The organism is Brevibacillus choshinensis, from assembly GCF_016811915.1.
GTDB lineage: Bacteria > Bacillota > Bacilli > Brevibacillales > Brevibacillaceae > Brevibacillus > Brevibacillus choshinensis_A.
Genome location: NZ_CP069127.1, coordinates 261,809 through 277,500, shown reverse-complemented (window position 1 = coordinate 277,500; position 15,692 = coordinate 261,809). Strand labels below are relative to the sequence as shown.

Sequence of the window (15,692 nt, the reverse complement as noted above, 5' to 3'; positions counted from 1 at the left end):
CTTTTGTGTTAAACAAAAACCCTAGCAATGAAATCGACCTCCGCCTTACGAGTCTCCCCTCTATCCTTTCCAACGGAATTCACCGCTATTCAAAAATAAAAGCCCTCCGTTTAGGAAGGCTTTAATATTTTCATAAAGTCTTATCTAATCCTTATTTCACCAAATTCAGCTTCATTTGGTCTCCTATCAACCCATTCAGGATGTACGGGGTAATAGAGCTTTCGACAATCGCTGCAATGAGCAGCAATGCGATCACCGTGATTACGGCAACTGGAAATTGCTTCAGCGTATCATACCAGTCATTTTTCAGACGCTCTATCTTGTGAGGCTGAAACAGGACCCCCACCGAACGGAAGCTCAAAAGACCCAGGCGAATCCCGACCCCTGCTGCGAAAAGGACAGCAGGCAGTTCAAATATTCCGTGAGGTAAAATTCCCGCGCCTAACATAAGCCACGGACTGACCCCAACGGATTTGGAAAGAATGAAACCGAGCAAAATTCCGTTGGCAACCAATCCAATAATGGGAAAGAATGCAAAGAACAATCCGAGTGCCATCATCATCAAAGCACTCACCACATTATTGGAGAAAATCATCCAGAAAGTAGCAAATACTCCGCCACCGCTTTCTTTGATTCGATCCACAATTTCCTTCAGCTGCCCCATTAGCTCGCTGACCATAGCCTCTACCATGGGCGCTTGAAAATATCCGATTAACCCTCCACCAATAAACAGCAAACACGCGGCAAGGAAGAACCCTCTATTGTCCAACCATAACCGCTGCAAATGATTTTTCATGAGCCACGCTCCTTTTACAGCCTGGTACTTCCACTATATGCATTGTACCTCAACATTAGCCAACAGGCCAAAGAATATCCTTGTCTTACAAGCATAAACTGTTATCGGACAAAGGAGGTGCTTTTCCATGAGACGGATCTACGTAGTGAGTGCTCAACGCTTGAAACAGATTCTGATTATCGTAACCGCGATTTTGTTGACGGCGGGAATCGGCTATGCTGAACGCGACACGATCACTGCCTTTTCAGGGGCAAATCAAGCTCCTCAAGCCATCTACAAGGTAGATACCAAAGAGAAAAAGATCGCTCTTACATTCGACATCAGCTGGGGCGAAACGCGCACCTTGCCCATCCTGGACGTACTGAAGCAAAAGAACGTGAACAAGGCGACCATGTTCCTCTCCTCCCCATGGAGTCAGCGTCATCCGGAAATCGTGAAACGCATCAAGGATGACGGCTTTGAAATCGGCTCTCATGGACATAAGCACGACAACTACAGCAAATACTCCGATGAAGAAATCCGCTCCCAGATCGGTAAGGCCGACACCGTCCTCACCGAGATGACTGGGAAAAAGCCAAATCTCATCAGGATGCCAAACGGTGACTTTGACAAGCGCGTCCTACAGATCGCAAGTGAAATGGGGTATTCCGTCATCCAATGGGATACGGATTCCAAGGACTGGATGAATCCTGGCACAGAAACCATCATCAACAACGTATTATCAAAAGCGCACCCCGGTGATATCATTTTGATGCATGCAAGTGACTCCTGCAAAGAAACGCATCTGGCTCTCCCCGTCATTATCGACAAGCTGCGCCAGCAAGGCTACGAATTCGTCACTGTTTCCGAGCTCATTACGGGAACCGACGTGAAAAGCAAAGAAGTTCATTAAAAAAAGCTGACCCTCTTCGGTCAGCTTTCTCTTTTTACCAGACGATGCAATTGCATGACTTGCCAGACGTTGCAAAACAATAAGGGAACGAGCATGGACAAGGTAGAATGTATATCCGCTTCTTTCAGTGCTGGGATCCACTCCAGCGCAGTGACCACGAACATAAAAAATAGCGTAGGGATCCAAGCGGTCCGGTTCGTCAAATTCGATTTTCCGAATGCGGTCACTACCGCCACAATCAACAAAAGAATCGGCTCGACCAAGAAAGGCCCAATGGAACCCCCTTCTCCCAGCGAGGAATATCGCAAATATATCATATCGAAAAAGACGAAAATCACGAGGAAAATTTGCACGCTTTTCCACATGGATGGTGTTTTAAAGATGGTCTTGGCAAAATAATTAATCGTCATATACGCAAAAAAACCCATTTGGGCAACAATACTGATGGTCATTCCATACAGCACATACATGAGGATTCCGACAAGGAAATTCCCAACACTGCTCTCCAGCAATTTTTCCATATCAAATATCAAGGCGACCAATGCACCGCCCAAGCCGCCAAGCAGCAGGGTAGTGAAAAAAAGCCAGCCATACTTACGCAAACTCACCAAACATTCCCTCCCATCCACATCGAATATGATTGTACCAATGCATGAAAGAAAATACTAGCGTAAGAACAAAACAAAATGCACACGTTACTTGTAGGCAGAGTAAAGAAGGAGGTGTCCACCCCATGAGAAAAATGTCTATGACCATCTGGCTGCTGGCAATTGTCTGTCTGGTTATGACCGGTTGCTCAAGCGGCGGACAGGCGCAAAGCTCGTCTCAGCCTGATTATAAAAGCGTAAAAGACATGGTGCTGGACATTTTGCAGACCGACGAAGCGAAAAAGTCCATGGAAAAAATGATGAAGGACGAAAAGTTCAAGCAAAACATCATGATGGACGATTCAACCGTAAAAACGGCTTTGATTCAAAGCATGACCAATCCAAATAGCTCGCATATTAAAGAAGCGTTTCAGGACCCGAAATTCGCCAGCACGTTGGCCAAGTCCATGAAGACCGAACAAAAAACGCTCATGAAGGACCTCATGAAGGATCCGGAATATCAAAAAGAACTCATCACCTTGATGAAGGATCCGGAGTTCGAAAAAAACCTCATGGACCTCATGAAAAGCTCCGCTTACCGCCAGCAAACCATGCAGATCATGAAGGAATCTTTGCAAAGCCCGCTTTTTCAGGCGGAAATGCTAAAGCTGATGACCAAAGCGCAAGAGGATCTCACCAAGCCAAAAGAACTGAAGCCTAAAAAAGGCGGCAAAGAGAAAAAGGGCAGCGGCGGCGGAGCTCAAAGTTCTCAATCCTAATAAAAAAGGTGAGCTCTTTGCAGGAGCCCACCTTTTTGCTTATTGTTTGACGACGCTTTGGCATTTTTCATCAACGCGTTTCGCCATATCCATGTAGATCCGTCCGATCTCCGATTGCTCGCGGTAAATCGATGGCGTGTAATCCGGCTCGGAGGGATGATTGTCAGGCTGTCCCAGTGGAATTTGCGCCAACAGCTCGCTTGCCAATGTTTCAGCCAGCTTGGCTCCTCCCCCGCGTCCAAAAACGTACTCCTTGGAGCCGTCTTTCGCTTCGTACCATGCCATGTTTTCCACGATACCGAGGATCTCGTGTCCCGTACGTTTTGCCATGGCACCAGCACGTGCAGCGACAAAGGCAGCTGTCGCATGCGGAGTCGTCACGACGATTTCCATGCTTTGCGGAATCATCGTATGGACATCGAGCGCCATGTCACCTGTTCCTGGAGGCAGGTCCAACAGCAAGTAATCCAGCTCTTCCCCCCAGTGAACTTCGGAAAAGAAATTGCGCAGCATTTTACCCAGCATCGGGCCGCGCCAGATAATCGGCGAGTTGTCCTCGACAAAGAAGCCCATCGACATGACTTTTACGTTTAATTTTTCGACAGGCAGGATGGTTTCTCCAATCACTGTCGGGCGCTGGTCGATATTCATCATATCGGGAACGCTGAAGCCGTAAATATCCGCATCGATGATCCCGACCTTTTTACCCATGCGTGCCAATGCCACAGCCAGGTTCACAGTAACCGTCGATTTTCCTACGCCGCCTTTTCCGGAAGTGACAGCAATGAAGGTCGTTTTCGAATTCTTGTCCAAAATCGGATTGAGCAACGGCGCCTGTCCAGGTGTCATGTTATGTGTCTGCCCCGCACTGCCTCGCAGCTGTGCACTTAGAGCAGCTCTCTCGTCGTCAGTCATGGAGCCAAACTGCAGATTCACGTTTTCTGCACCCAACGCGCGCAGCGCAGCAATGACGTCGTCTTCTATCTTGGCCTTCAGCGGACAGCCGGAAATGGTCAGTACAACCGTCAGACTAACGGTACTGCCTTCAATCCGGATGTCGCGAATCATATTCAGTTCGACCAGGCTGCGGTTGATTTCGGGGTCTTTTACATCACGCAGTGCCTCAAGAACTTGTTCTTTGGTCAACATCTCGTTCACCTCATCTATTTTCTTTTCAAGAATGGACGCCCTGTAGCGATTATGTTTGCGCGTTCATTATAGCACATTCAGTCCTGAGGGACACGAAACCCGAGCCCTCAAGGTGTAACGGGAGCCTTTTCGCCAGAGTACTGACGCAAAATCCCTTGGTAAATCGCGTTGGCCATCGCCTTTTGATAATCTACGGATTGAAGCTGTTTGGCCTCAGCGGAGTTGCTAACGAACCCAACCTCCACCAATACGGCAGGGCATGCAACTTCCCGAATGAGAAAAACGTTATCCGTTTTGCTTGGCACACGGTCCGTATTTCCGATTACACGTTTGATCTCATCCTGAATCAAATACGACATCTCTTGGCTTTTCTTAAAGGCCGGCGAATAAAACGTTTGGGCGCCTGACCACTTGGGGGAAGGAATCGAGTTTACATGAATGCTGATGAGAAAGTCTGGTGCGTTCTCGTTGACGAGCTTGACCCGATTGCGGATATCCTCTGACTTTCGCTTGCGTTTCGCATCCGCATTTGGAGAAGCCAAATCTTTATCTTCTTCCCTGGTCATGATGACATAAGCGCCCGATTGTTGGAGAAAGTCCCGCAAATACATGCTGATTGCTAGCGTAACATCTTTCTCCACCACGTCTCCGGAAGCAGACGTGGCTCCTCCGTCTTTCCCTCCATGCCCAGCATCAATAGCAATCACTGTTCCCGCCAGTGGAAGCGACCACGCCGTCCAGGAGGAGCGATCAGGCGTTTCATAGGTGAACAAGAGCACCAGTAAGGCGAAAGCCAAAATCCAGCCAATCCCTTTTCGTGTCACCGTGTATCGTCCCCTTTGTCCCATTCTCGTATCCATCATATGGACAAAGCTGGGTAATTATGACCTGGGGACAAAGGAAAACCCCCTGCCTGCGAACAGACAAGGGGTTGTATCCGGAAAGCAACAATTAGCGCTTGGAGAATTGAGGTGCGCGACGAGCTGCTTTCAAGCCGTATTTTTTACGTTCTTTCATACGAGGGTCGCGAGTCAGGAAGCCAGCGCGTTTCAGAGCGCCGCGCAGTTCCGGATCTGCTTTCAGCAGAGCGCGAGCCACGCCGTGACGGATTGCACCAGCTTGACCAGTGGTTCCGCCGCCGTTTACGTTAACCAGAACATCGTAACGACCGAGGGTTTCAGTCAGAACGAGTGGTTGTTTTACGATCAATTTCAGTGTTTCCAAACCAAAGTAAGTGTCCATTTCACGCTTGTTGATCACAATGCGACCTTCACCTGGAACCAGGCGAACGCGTGCAACGGAGTGCTTACGACGACCTGTACCGTAGTATTGTACTTGTGCCACGTATATTTCCTCCCTTTACCTTAACCGCGAATTTGCCAAACTTCTGGTTTTTGTGCTGCATGCGGGTGCTCAGTTCCAGCGTATACTTTCAGCTTGGTGAACATTTGACGTCCCAAGCTGTTTTTAGGCAGCATACCTTTTACAGCCAGTTCGAACATGCGATCTGGTTTCTTGTTCAGCATGTCGCCTGCAGTGGTCTTTTTCAAACCACCTGGATACAGGGAGTGAGTGTAGTAGATTTTGTCTTGCAGTTTTTTACCTGTCAGTTTTACTTTGTCAGCGTTGATTACGATTACGAAATCGCCAGCATCAACGTGAGGAGTAAATTCAGGTTTCAGTTTGCCGCGCAGGATCGAAGCTACTTCGCTAGCCAGACGGCCAAGCGTTTGACCTTCTGCGTCAACGATGTACCATTTGCGCTCAACTTCGAGCGGTTTCGCCATATATGTGGTACGCATGTTTGTCCCTCCTAAGTATCTTACCTTACACATTCACATTTACTTATAACCAATCCTACTGAAACTTGCAAATGGAAGTTGTTGCTGTTAACGGGTGAGCAACTCTTCCAGGTGTTTCATCACGAACTTGTCTTTCAACACCGGGGCTAGAGTGGGGCTAGCGGGGTTAAAATACCAAGGATTATCGTACTACATGTGCTGGGTCAGAGTCAAGTGCCTGCACACGCACTATTAATTGGAAAATGGGGACGCTAGTAAACAACTTCCCACATGGTTAAACCTTTGGCAGGCGCAGTTTTTCCCGCCTTCTCCCGATCGCAGGCTTCGAGTATGACTGCGAGTTCATCAGGTGGACGCTTGCCTTGTCCAACCTCCACCAAAGTTCCCACAATGATCCTGACCATGTTGTACAAAAAGCCGTTTCCGCGGCAAGTCACCCAAACCTCATTCCCCATCCGCTCGACCGTCAATCCGTAGACAGTACGAACTTTGTCCTCCACATAGGTCTTCGCCGAGCAAAAGGACGTGAAGTCGTGCTCCCCCACGAGATGGCGGGCAGCCCTTTGCATCGCCTCGACATCAAGCGGAAATCGAATATGATCGGCATAGCGATGACGAAATACATCGGCTACGGGGTTGTTGTCGATGCAATAGCGGTATTCCTTGACCTGCACGTCAAATCGGGCATGAAAGGTCGGTTCAGCCTCTTCGATGGAACGGATCACGATCGAATCAGGCAATTGATTGTTCAGCACAAATCCCCATTTTTCCAGCGGGATATTGCTAGCTGTGTCAAAATGAATGACCTGCCCGCGAGCATGCACCCCTGCATCGGTACGACCCGAGCCCGCTATCTGGATTTCCTCACCCGTGATCCGCTGCAGTGCTGCTTCGATCTCTCCCTGCACCGTTACTTGATCAGGCTGCACCTGAAAACCGCTGAAATCGGTACCGTCGTAAGCTACGACACATTTGAGCCTTCTCAAGAACGCCACCATCCTATTACACCGATCAGAAGTACTCCAGCAACCGCTACACAGGTATCCCTCCAGGAAAAGGACAGCTTGTTCAGCCTCGTCCTCCCGACACCGCCTCGATACCCGCGAGCCTCCATCGCCAAAGCGAGCTCCTCTGCACGACGAAACGCGTTGATAAACAACGGGATTGCGATCGGAACCAGATTCTTTGCGCGCCGGACGAGATTGCCGCTGGTAAAATCGGCTCCCCTCGCTGTCTGTGCCTTGATGATCTTGTCCGTCTCTTCCATGAGCGTCGGAATAAACCGCAGTGCGATTGACATCATGAGTGCGATCTCATGCACGGGCACACCGATCTTTCCAAAAGGTCCGAGCAATCGCTCCAATCCTTCCGTCAGATCGATGGGAGAGGTCGTCAGCGTCAACAGAGAACTGATCAACACGAGCAGCCCCAAACGCAAAGAAATGAAGACCGCTTGGCGGACCCCTTCTTCCTCGATGGTGAAGCTCCCCCATTGATAATAGACAGCCCCACCCTTCGTAATGAAAATATGAAGGACGACAGTAAACAGGATCAATATCCAGACTGGCTTCAAGCTTTTCAAAATATAGGAAAGAGAGAGCCGGGAAAGAAGCGCCACAAGCAGCGTAAATGCAATGAGCACCGTGTAGGTCAGCGCATTGTTTGCCAAAAATACCAAGGTAGCAAAAAGGATGATAAAGAGCAGTTTGCTTCGAGGATCAGCGCGATGGAGAAAGGACTGTCCCGGCACGTATTGACCTATCGCAATATTTTGCAGCATGCCTAACGCTCCTTTGGCACGGACAACCGTTTTCGCAAATGATCAATCAGATCGTCTTCCCGAAAGAGGGAAGTCGGCAGATGTTGGTCGTCCGGCAACCTTTCATTCAATCGAGATACCATCGCCACCGTTTCCGGTACGTCGAGTGACAGCTGCTTCAGCAGCTCAGCCTGCATGAACACCTCGCCGGGTGCACCCTGCAAGGCAACCTGTCCATCCGACATCACGAGCAAATAATCGGCATAGCGTGCCGCTTCCTCCATGCTGTGTGTGACCAGCAAAGTGGTGAGTCGCTGCTCCCGATGAATGCGGTGGATGCCCTCCAAGATCGCCTTTCGTCCGGCAGGATCCAAACCGGCAGTCGGCTCGTCCAATACCAGTACTTTCGGCTGCATGGCCAGTACCCCCGCAATGGCAACACGCCTCATTTGCCCCCCACTCAATTGGAAAGGAGAACGATCCTTTATCAAGTCGTAATCCAGACCCACGATCTCCAGAGACTCCCGCGTCCGTGATTCCACCATTTCTGCAGGCAAGTCAAAATTGAGCGGGCCAAAGGACACATCCTTGGCTACTGTTTCTTCAAACAACTGATGCTCCGGGTACTGAAAAACCAGCCCGATATCGCGTCGTCTGGTATGAGGCAGTCGCTGGGAAGGCGTTATGACCACATCATCGAGAAGGATCCGTCCCGAAGTCGGTGCAAGCAACCCGTTCAAGTGTTGAATCAAGGTAGACTTGCCGGAGCCAGTCTGGCCAATGATGCCCACAAAAGAACCGGACGGAATCGTCAACGAAATCTCCTTTAGGGCAAGTCGCTCAAACGGCGTCCCCTTCCCGTACATGTGGCTTACTTGGTCAAAAGTAATCTGCATACGTGCTCCACCAGCTCCTCTTGGTGCAGTACAAACGGTAGTTCGATTCCTTTCGCCGCGAGTTCATGACGCAGACGGACAGCAAACGGTACATCCAAGCCAACGGATTGAAGTCGCTCTATCTGGTTGAATACGTCTTTCGGCGATCCTTCCATCAGGACTTCACCTGCATTCATGACCGTTACCCGATCAGAAAAGACAGCTTCCTCTGGAAAATGCGTGATGTTTATTATCGTAATACCTTCATCACGGTTCAGACGGCGAGCCAGGAGCATGACTTCCTGACGCCCCTGCGGGTCCAGCATGGCCGTCGCTTCATCCAAGATGATGACAGATGGTCGCATCGCCATGATTCCTGCAATGGCCACCCGCTGCTTTTGCCCGCCAGACAACCTGTGCGGCTGGGCCATCCGGTACTTCTCCATCCCTACCGAAAGAAGCGCCTCGTCAATGCGCTGACGCATCTCCCGAGGGTCTACACCCATATTTTCCAGACCAAAAGCTACATCATCCTCAACGGTCGCTCCGACAATTTGATTGTCTGGATTTTGAAAGACCATACCTACATGTCTGCGAATTTCCCACAGCATCTCTCCGTCTTTGGTATCAAAGCCGGTGACAAGTATGGTTCCGTCCTCTGGCAAGAGCAGAGCATTCATGAGCTTTGCCAGAGTGGACTTTCCCGAGCCGTTGTGTCCCAGAATGGAGACAAATGAGCCTTTCTCAATCGTCAGGTCCACACTTTTTAGCACCGGTACTCGCTGCCCCTCGTCACCCTCATAGGAAAAGGAAACGTTACGAAATGCTAGCAAGCTCTCCTCATTCATGAGGCGTTCACATCCTCCCCAGCCTTCACAGGGAAATGAGCAACGAAATACTAGAATCCACTCTTCTCTGGATAAAGGAAAAAAGGGTTGAATCAGAGTCCAGCCTATGACCAGATCTGCCCCCACCCTTTTCGCGGTTGTTTCAGGTCAGGGAACGAGTCCCATTCCTCGGTGAAACGACCAGATGATATGGACCTATTAAACGAATTCGATGTAAGCCATCGGTGCAGCATCGCCACGACGAGGGCCGGCTTTCAGGATACGAGTGTATCCGCCGTTACGCTCTTTAAAGCGAGGAGCGATTTCATCGAACAGTTTTTGAACTGCATCGCGGCCTTCTGCGTTCGCTACTTCTTTACGAACGAAAGCAGCTACTTGACGACGAGCGTGCAGATCGCCACGTTTCGCGAGCGTGATCATTTTTTCAGCGATTGGGCGAAGTTCTTTCGCCTTCATCTCTGTAGTTTCGATGCGCTCGTTGATGATCAGGTCAGTTACCAAGTCGCGGAACAGCGCTTTACGTGCATCGCTACGACGACCCAATTTACGTTGTGCCATGTTCTTACCTCCCTCTTACTCGAGAGAACAGAGCGTGCTAAAGGGTAACCTTATGTCTCTAGTCGTCGCTGCGGAGGGACAGGCCCAACTCAGCCAACTTTTCTTGAACTTCTTCCAGAGATTTGCGTCCCAGGTTGCGCACTTTCATCATGTCCTCTTCGGTCTTCTGCGTCAGCTCTTGCACGGTGTTGATACCGGCACGCTTCAAGCAGTTGTAGGAACGAACAGAAAGATCGAGCTCTTCGATAGTCATCTCGAGCACTTTCTCTTTCTTGTCTTCTTCCTTTTCTACCATGATTTCTGCATCTTTCGCCTCGTCGGTCAGACCGACAAACAGGTTCAGGTGCTCCGTCATGATTTTGGCGCCGAGGCTAACGGCCTCTTCCGGACTGATGCTGCCGTTTGCCCATACCTCAAGGGTCAACTTGTCATAGTTGGTCATTTGCCCTACACGGGTATTTTCCACTTGATAGTTAACGCGCTTGATCGGCGTGTAGATCGAATCAATCGGAATCACACCAATTGGGAGATCCTCCGACTTGTTTCCATCTGATTGAACATAACCACGACCACGTCCAGCTGTCATGCGGATATGCAGACGACCGCCATTCGCCAACGTTGCAATATGAAGATCAGGGTTTAAGACCTCCACATCACTGTCAGCACGGATATCTCCCGCTTTGACAACGCCTTCGCCTTCTGCATCGATCTCGATTACTTTTTCTTCATCGGAATGGATCTTCAGCGCCAAGCCTTTGATGTTCAGGATGATCTCGGTTACATCTTCAACGACGCCTTCAACCGTAGAGAACTCGTGAAGAACCCCATCGATTTGCACGGTACGAACTGCCGCGCCTGGCAAGGACGAAAGAAGGATTCGTCTCAGCGAGTTGCCAAGGGTAGTTCCGTATCCACGCTCAAGAGGTTCTACAACAAACTTTCCATACGAGTTGTCGTCGCTTACTTCCACAACCTCGATTTTTGGTTTTTCTATTTCTATCATTAAACAAACCCTCCTTCAAAACGTCGAAATCCTTGGGTGGGCCGCATACGTGCCCACTCAGGAATTTCCCCGGCGGTTTACCGTTTGCGTGCATGACAAGCTATAAATCAGAATTTACCATTCTAGTATGGACATGTTCTGAACGATATAAACCAGTTACACGCGGCGACGTTTTGGTGGACGGCAACCGTTGTGCGGAATTGGCGTCACGTCTTTAATCATGTTCACTTCAAGACCAGTAGCTTGCAGGGAACGGATCGCAGCTTCACGACCAGCACCTGGGCCTTTTACTGATACTTCAAGAGAACGCATGCCGTGTTCCATCGCAACACGAGCAGCCGCTTCAGCAGCCATTTGCGCAGCAAATGGAGTGCTTTTGCGGGAACCCTTGAAACCGAGGGCACCAGCACTGGACCAAGAGATCGCGTTTCCGTGTGGGTCAGTGATCGTCACAATCGTGTTGTTGAATGTAGAACGGATGTGTGCTACGCCGACTTCAACATTCTTACGGTCACGACGACGGGTACGAGCAGCTGTAGCCTGTTTTCTTTTCGCCATGTCAGATTACCCTCCTTTACTTCTTCTTGTTAGCTACTGTACGGCGTGGACCTTTACGCGTACGAGCATTTGTTTTAGTACGTTGACCGCGAACTGGAAGTCCACGACGATGACGAATACCGCGGAAGCAGCCGATTTCCATCAGGCGCTTGATGTTCAAGGAAATCTCACGACGGAGATCGCCTTCCACCTTCACGGTTTTGTCAATGTACTCACGAAGTTTAGCAACTTCGTCTTCTGTCAGATCACGAACACGAGTGTTCACATCTACGCCAGTGGCGGACAGAATTTTTTGAGACGTGGGGCGGCCAATACCAAAGATGTAGGTAAGAGCGACTTCAACGCGTTTTTCGCGCGGCAAGTCAACGCCTGCAATACGTGCCATGTGTAAAAAGCACCTCCTTGTTTACCCTTGTTTTTGCTTATGCTTAGGATTTTCACAAATAACCATTACGTTACCTTTACGACGGATAACCTTGCATTTCTCGCAGATCGGTTTAACCGAAGGTCTCACTTTCATGGTTCTTGCCTCCCTTTTCTAGGGGTTTTACTAACTATTTATAGCGGTACGTAATACGTCCGCGGGTTAAGTCGTACGGCGACAGTTCAACAGTTACTTTATCCCCAGGCAGGATACGGATAAAGTGCATGCGGATTTTTCCGGAGACGTGAGCAAGGATCTTATGTCCATTCTCTAATTCTACCCGAAACATAGCATTCGGCAAAGGTTCGATTACCGTACCTTCCACCTCAATTACATCATCTTTTGCCATGGTAAACTCTCCTTTCTTCTGCTCTTCAGTCAGACCATGAGTTTTGCGAAATGATCACACAACGAACTTATCGTCGACACGTTGGACGACAATCCCAATCTTAAAGGAATCTCGTTTACGCCCGTGTAAAAATCTCATAGCCATCTTCCGTAATCGCGATGGTGTGTTCAAAATGAGCACATGTTTTCCGATCCACTGTTACTACCGTCCAATTGTCCTCCAATGTGCGGACATAACGTTCGCCGGCATTTACCATTGGCTCAATTGCCAACACCATGCCTGGTTTCAATCGTGGACCCCGATCAGGAGGTCCGTAATTTGGAACCTGCGGATCTTCGTGCAAGTTTTGCCCAATCCCATGCCCCACATACTCGCGAACGAGAGTGAAGCCGGCAGCTTCTGCATGAACCTGAATCGCATGCGAGATATCAGACAGTCTTGCACCCGGCACAGCCTTTTCAAGCCCCTTGTACAAAGACTCTTCTGTCACCAGCAAGAGCTTCTCATTTTCTGCAGAAATCGTGCCTACCGGATAAGTCCAAGCGGAGTCTCCATGGAAGCCCTCAAACTGGGCACCGATGTCTAAACTAATGATGTCTCCCTCTTGCAGCATCCGTTTTCCTGGGATCCCGTGTACGAGTTCTTCATTGACTGAAGCACAGATACTTCCTGGAAAGCCACCGTAGCCTTTGAATGATGGAACTGCGCCCATGCTACGGATAAACGTCTCGGCCATTTCGTCTAGTTGCTTCGTCGTGACACCAGGCTTGATCGCCTTGGCCAGTTCTTGATGGGTGAGTGCGACGATACGACCAGCTTCGCGCATAACCTCAAGTTCTGATTTCGACTTCAGGATAATCATTCGCAATTACCCTCTTAGCAAAGACTTAATTTCCGCAAACACTACCTGGATATCTTGTTCCCCATTGATATCTCGCAGGAGCTTTTGAGCGGAGTAATAATCGATCAGTGGCTGTGTTTGAGCAATGTTGACATCAAGACGTTGTGCTACCACTTCCGGCTTGTCGTCTTCACGCTGATACAGCTTACCACCATCTTTGTCACACACGCCAGCCTCTTTTGGAGGGTTGAACATCGTATGATAGCTAGCTCCGCAAACTGGGCAGATCCAGCGACCGGTCAGACGTTCAATCAAGAGTTCCCGACGAACATTGATATTGATCACATGATCAATATCGCGTCCCAGCTCCTTTACGGTAGCTGTCAACGCTTCCGCCTGCGGAACGGTGCGCGGGAAACCATCTAACAGGAATCCTTTTTCGCAGTCGCTCATCGACAGACGTTCCCGCACAATCCCGATGACAACCTCATCGGGAACGAGCAGACCTTTATCCATGTAGGATTTAGCCTCTAGTCCGAGCGGCGTCTCGTTCTTGACCGCTGCTCGAAACATATCACCAGTCGAAATGTGCGGGATGTCAAACTCTTCAACGATTCGTTCTGCCTGTGTACCTTTACCGGCTCCAGGCAGCCCCATCAGAATTATATTCACGTCCATTCCCTCCGTCCCATAAAGAAAAGCTTACAGAGGCTTTTCTGTAAAAACCTAGGTATTACTTGATGAACCCTTGGTAGTGGCGCTTGATCATCTGGCTTTCGATCTGCTTCATCGTATCCAGGGCTACCCCGATAACGATCAACAGCGAAGTACCACCGATGTAAATCGACTGCGGCAGATTTGCCAGCTTGCTGAAGAAGAACGGCAAGATGGAAATCAGCATCAGGAAGAGAGCGCCCGCCAATGTTAAGCGGTTCAATGTTCGAGTAATGTACACCTCAGTGTTTTTACCAGGTCGAATACCAGGAATGTAACCGCCATTTTTCCTCATGTTCTCTGCCATTTGCACAGGATTCATCTGTACAAAGGTATAGAAGTAGGTAAACCCGATAATCAAGATGGCGTACAGCGCCATTCCAAGCGGTGCACTAACTTGGAAGTTTTGATAAATCCAGTTGGCGATACCTGTTCCGGATTGATCAACCCAGAACTGAGCGATCGTCGACGGGAAAATTACGAGCGAGATGGAGAAGATAACAGGAATTACACCAGCAGAGTTGATTTTCAGTGGAATGTGGGTGGATTGACCACCGTACATTTTCCGTCCAACCACGCGCTTGGCATATTGCACTGGAATCTTACGCACACCTTGCTGCATAAAGATAACCCCGACAATAATAGCGAGGATCACCAGCAAGATAAGCACAACTTTGACGATGCTGAAGAAAACGTTCTGCGATGGATCTGCAAACTGAGTCGAGTAGATCGTCTCAATCCCACCTGGAATGTTGGCGACGATACCGGATACGATCAGGATCGAAATCCCGTTACCGATACCTTTCTCGGTAATCTGTTCACCCATCCACATCAAGAACGCGGTACCTGCTGTCAGTGTCAACGCAATGAGTGCGTAGCTGCCGATGGACGTATCCTTGAGCAAACCAGGCGCCATGTTGTTGAAACCAATCGTCATCCCGATCGATTGAATCGCCCCGAGGACAATTGTGCTGTAGCGGGTAACCGTAGCGATCTTGCGTCGACCAACCTCTCCTTCACGTGACCATTGCGTAAGCTTTGGAATCACGTCCATCGACAACAGCTGCATGATAATCGACGCCGTGATATACGGCATGATACCCATGGCAAAAATCGAGAAGTTTTTCAGAGCGCCACCCGAGAAGGTGTTCAACAATCCAAGCAAATGGTTTGTGTTCTGCTGAAACAACTCGACGTTTACGTTAGGAACTGGTACAAAGCTTCCGATCCGGAAAACTACCAACATCATGAGCGTAAACAGGATTTTACGACGCAGGTCGCTAATCTTAAAAATGTTAGTTAAGGACGCTAACATTAGATCACCTCGGTTGTTCCACCGACTTGTGCGATCTTCTCAGCAGCAGCTCCGGAGAACTTGTGAGCTTTAACAGTCAGCTTCACTGTGAGTTCGCCGTTAGCAAGAACCTTAACACCGTCGCGCAGCGCACTGATAACACCAGTTTCTTTCAGAAGCTCAGGTGTTACAACAGTACCCTCTTCAAAACGGTTCAGCGCGTCCAGGCTAACAATCGCGTATTCTTTACGGCTGATGTTAGTGAAACCACGCTTAGGCAGACGACGGTACAATGGGTTTTGACCACCCTCGAAACCTGGGCGTACGCCGCCACCGGAACGAGCGTTTTGACCTTTGTGACCTTTACCAGCAGTTTTGCCAGTACCGCTACCGATACCGCGACCGATGCGCTTACGAGTGTGACGGGATCCTTCTGCAGGTTGCAGTTCATGCAATTTCATACG

At 49.5% G+C, this 15,692-nt stretch carries 23 protein-coding genes (1 of these 23 cut by a window edge); 2 read left to right on the top strand and 21 right to left on the bottom strand.

Features of this window, described 5'->3' with window-relative positions:
* Positions 1-28, bottom strand: partial view of a hypothetical protein gene (locus JNE38_RS01630; protein ID WP_092277074.1) — the 5' portion only. Its footprint begins 206 nt before the window's first position; only the first 28 of its 234 coding nucleotides appear in the window; it begins with the start codon at positions 26-28; its stop codon lies beyond the left edge, outside the window.
* Between the two features lie 123 nt (positions 29-151).
* The gene (locus JNE38_RS01625; RefSeq protein WP_203354967.1) at positions 152-796 is read right to left on the bottom strand and encodes a stage II sporulation protein M; all 645 of its coding nucleotides are present in this window, start codon (positions 794-796) and stop codon (positions 152-154) included.
* A 127-nt stretch (positions 797-923) separates the two neighbouring features.
* Here JNE38_RS01625 and pdaB point away from each other — a divergent pair, with 127 nt between their 5' ends.
* The gene (pdaB, locus tag JNE38_RS01620; RefSeq protein WP_203354966.1) at positions 924-1,688 is read left to right on the top strand and encodes a polysaccharide deacetylase family sporulation protein PdaB; all 765 of its coding nucleotides are present in this window, start codon (positions 924-926) and stop codon (positions 1,686-1,688) included.
* Between the two features lie 20 nt (positions 1,689-1,708).
* Here the strand turns inward: pdaB and JNE38_RS01615 are convergent, their stop codons facing one another.
* A complete protein-coding gene (locus JNE38_RS01615; protein ID WP_203354965.1) occupies positions 1,709-2,296 on the bottom strand; it encodes a KinB-signaling pathway activation protein in 588 nt (195 codons plus the stop codon).
* Positions 2,297-2,421: 125 nt separating this feature from the next.
* On the opposite strand from JNE38_RS01615, the gene gerD reads away from it, so the two are divergent.
* Positions 2,422-3,054, top strand: a complete 633-nt coding sequence (gene gerD, locus JNE38_RS01610) for a spore germination lipoprotein GerD (RefSeq protein WP_203354964.1) — start codon at positions 2,422-2,424, stop codon at positions 3,052-3,054.
* 39 nt (positions 3,055-3,093) lie between these two features.
* Here gerD and JNE38_RS01605 read toward each other — a convergent pair whose 3' ends face one another.
* The 18 genes from JNE38_RS01605 to rplO all read right to left on the bottom strand — a co-directional run bounded on the left by JNE38_RS01605 (position 3,094) and on the right by rplO (position 15,689).
* On the bottom strand, positions 3,094-4,203 hold the full coding sequence (locus JNE38_RS01605; protein ID WP_203354963.1) for a P-loop NTPase: 1,110 nt from the start codon (positions 4,201-4,203) through the stop codon (positions 3,094-3,096).
* A gap of 107 nt (positions 4,204-4,310) precedes the next feature.
* Entirely contained in the window at positions 4,311-5,027 is a 717-nt protein-coding gene (cwlD, locus tag JNE38_RS01600; protein ID WP_275296671.1) for an N-acetylmuramoyl-L-alanine amidase CwlD, read from the bottom strand.
* A gap of 127 nt (positions 5,028-5,154) precedes the next feature.
* Positions 5,155-5,547 carry a 30S ribosomal protein S9 gene (rpsI, locus tag JNE38_RS01595; RefSeq protein ID WP_005828788.1) on the bottom strand — a complete coding sequence of 131 codons (393 nt, stop codon included), beginning with the start codon at positions 5,545-5,547 and terminating at the stop codon, positions 5,155-5,157.
* 20 nt (positions 5,548-5,567) lie between these two features.
* Positions 5,568-6,005: a 50S ribosomal protein L13 gene (gene rplM, locus JNE38_RS01590; RefSeq protein WP_203354961.1), complete on the bottom strand. Its 438-nt coding sequence runs from the start codon at positions 6,003-6,005 to the stop codon at positions 5,568-5,570.
* Between the two features lie 251 nt (positions 6,006-6,256).
* Entirely contained in the window at positions 6,257-7,003 is a 747-nt protein-coding gene (gene truA, locus JNE38_RS01585) for a tRNA pseudouridine(38-40) synthase TruA (protein WP_238933527.1), read from the bottom strand.
* Entirely contained in the window at positions 6,988-7,785 is a 798-nt protein-coding gene (locus JNE38_RS01580) for an energy-coupling factor transporter transmembrane component T family protein (protein ID WP_203354959.1), read from the bottom strand. The genes truA and JNE38_RS01580 overlap by 16 nt, the downstream gene beginning before the upstream one ends.
* A 2-nt stretch (positions 7,786-7,787) precedes the next feature.
* Complete coding sequence (locus tag JNE38_RS01575) at positions 7,788-8,660, bottom strand: energy-coupling factor transporter ATPase (protein WP_203354958.1); 873 nt, start codon at positions 8,658-8,660, stop codon at positions 7,788-7,790.
* Positions 8,636-9,487 carry an energy-coupling factor transporter ATPase gene (locus JNE38_RS01570; protein ID WP_203354957.1) on the bottom strand — a complete coding sequence of 284 codons (852 nt, stop codon included), beginning with the start codon at positions 9,485-9,487 and terminating at the stop codon, positions 8,636-8,638. Before JNE38_RS01570 ends, JNE38_RS01575 begins: the two co-directional genes overlap by 25 nt.
* Positions 9,488-9,685: 198 nt before the next feature.
* A complete protein-coding gene (rplQ, locus tag JNE38_RS01565) occupies positions 9,686-10,045 on the bottom strand; it encodes a 50S ribosomal protein L17 (RefSeq protein ID WP_203354956.1) in 360 nt (119 codons plus the stop codon).
* Positions 10,046-10,103: 58 nt separating this feature from the next.
* Entirely contained in the window at positions 10,104-11,048 is a 945-nt protein-coding gene (locus tag JNE38_RS01560) for a DNA-directed RNA polymerase subunit alpha (protein WP_049742248.1), read from the bottom strand.
* Positions 11,049-11,204: 156 nt separating this feature from the next.
* A complete protein-coding gene (gene rpsK, locus JNE38_RS01555; protein WP_203354955.1) occupies positions 11,205-11,606 on the bottom strand; it encodes a 30S ribosomal protein S11 in 402 nt (133 codons plus the stop codon).
* Between the two features lie 16 nt (positions 11,607-11,622).
* Positions 11,623-11,991, bottom strand: coding sequence for a 30S ribosomal protein S13 (rpsM, locus tag JNE38_RS01550; protein ID WP_092277034.1), 369 nt, complete (start codon positions 11,989-11,991; stop codon positions 11,623-11,625).
* Between the two features lie 21 nt (positions 11,992-12,012).
* On the bottom strand, positions 12,013-12,126 hold the full coding sequence (rpmJ, locus tag JNE38_RS01545) for a 50S ribosomal protein L36 (protein WP_003333770.1): 114 nt from the start codon (positions 12,124-12,126) through the stop codon (positions 12,013-12,015).
* 34 nt (positions 12,127-12,160) lie between these two features.
* Positions 12,161-12,379 (bottom strand): translation initiation factor IF-1, encoded by a 219-nt coding sequence (infA, locus tag JNE38_RS01540; RefSeq protein WP_023558720.1) that lies wholly within the window; start codon positions 12,377-12,379, stop codon positions 12,161-12,163.
* A gap of 115 nt (positions 12,380-12,494) precedes the next feature.
* On the bottom strand, positions 12,495-13,241 hold the full coding sequence (gene map, locus JNE38_RS01535; protein ID WP_203354954.1) for a type I methionyl aminopeptidase: 747 nt from the start codon (positions 13,239-13,241) through the stop codon (positions 12,495-12,497).
* A 6-nt stretch (positions 13,242-13,247) separates the two neighbouring features.
* Positions 13,248-13,892 carry an adenylate kinase gene (locus tag JNE38_RS01530; protein ID WP_203354953.1) on the bottom strand — a complete coding sequence of 215 codons (645 nt, stop codon included), beginning with the start codon at positions 13,890-13,892 and terminating at the stop codon, positions 13,248-13,250.
* Between the two features lie 61 nt (positions 13,893-13,953).
* Entirely contained in the window at positions 13,954-15,249 is a 1,296-nt protein-coding gene (gene secY / locus JNE38_RS01525; RefSeq protein ID WP_203354952.1) for a preprotein translocase subunit SecY, read from the bottom strand.
* Positions 15,249-15,689: a 50S ribosomal protein L15 gene (gene rplO, locus JNE38_RS01520; RefSeq protein ID WP_055746223.1), complete on the bottom strand. Its 441-nt coding sequence runs from the start codon at positions 15,687-15,689 to the stop codon at positions 15,249-15,251. The genes secY and rplO overlap by 1 nt, the downstream gene beginning before the upstream one ends.
* Positions 15,690-15,692: the final 3 nt, after the last annotated feature.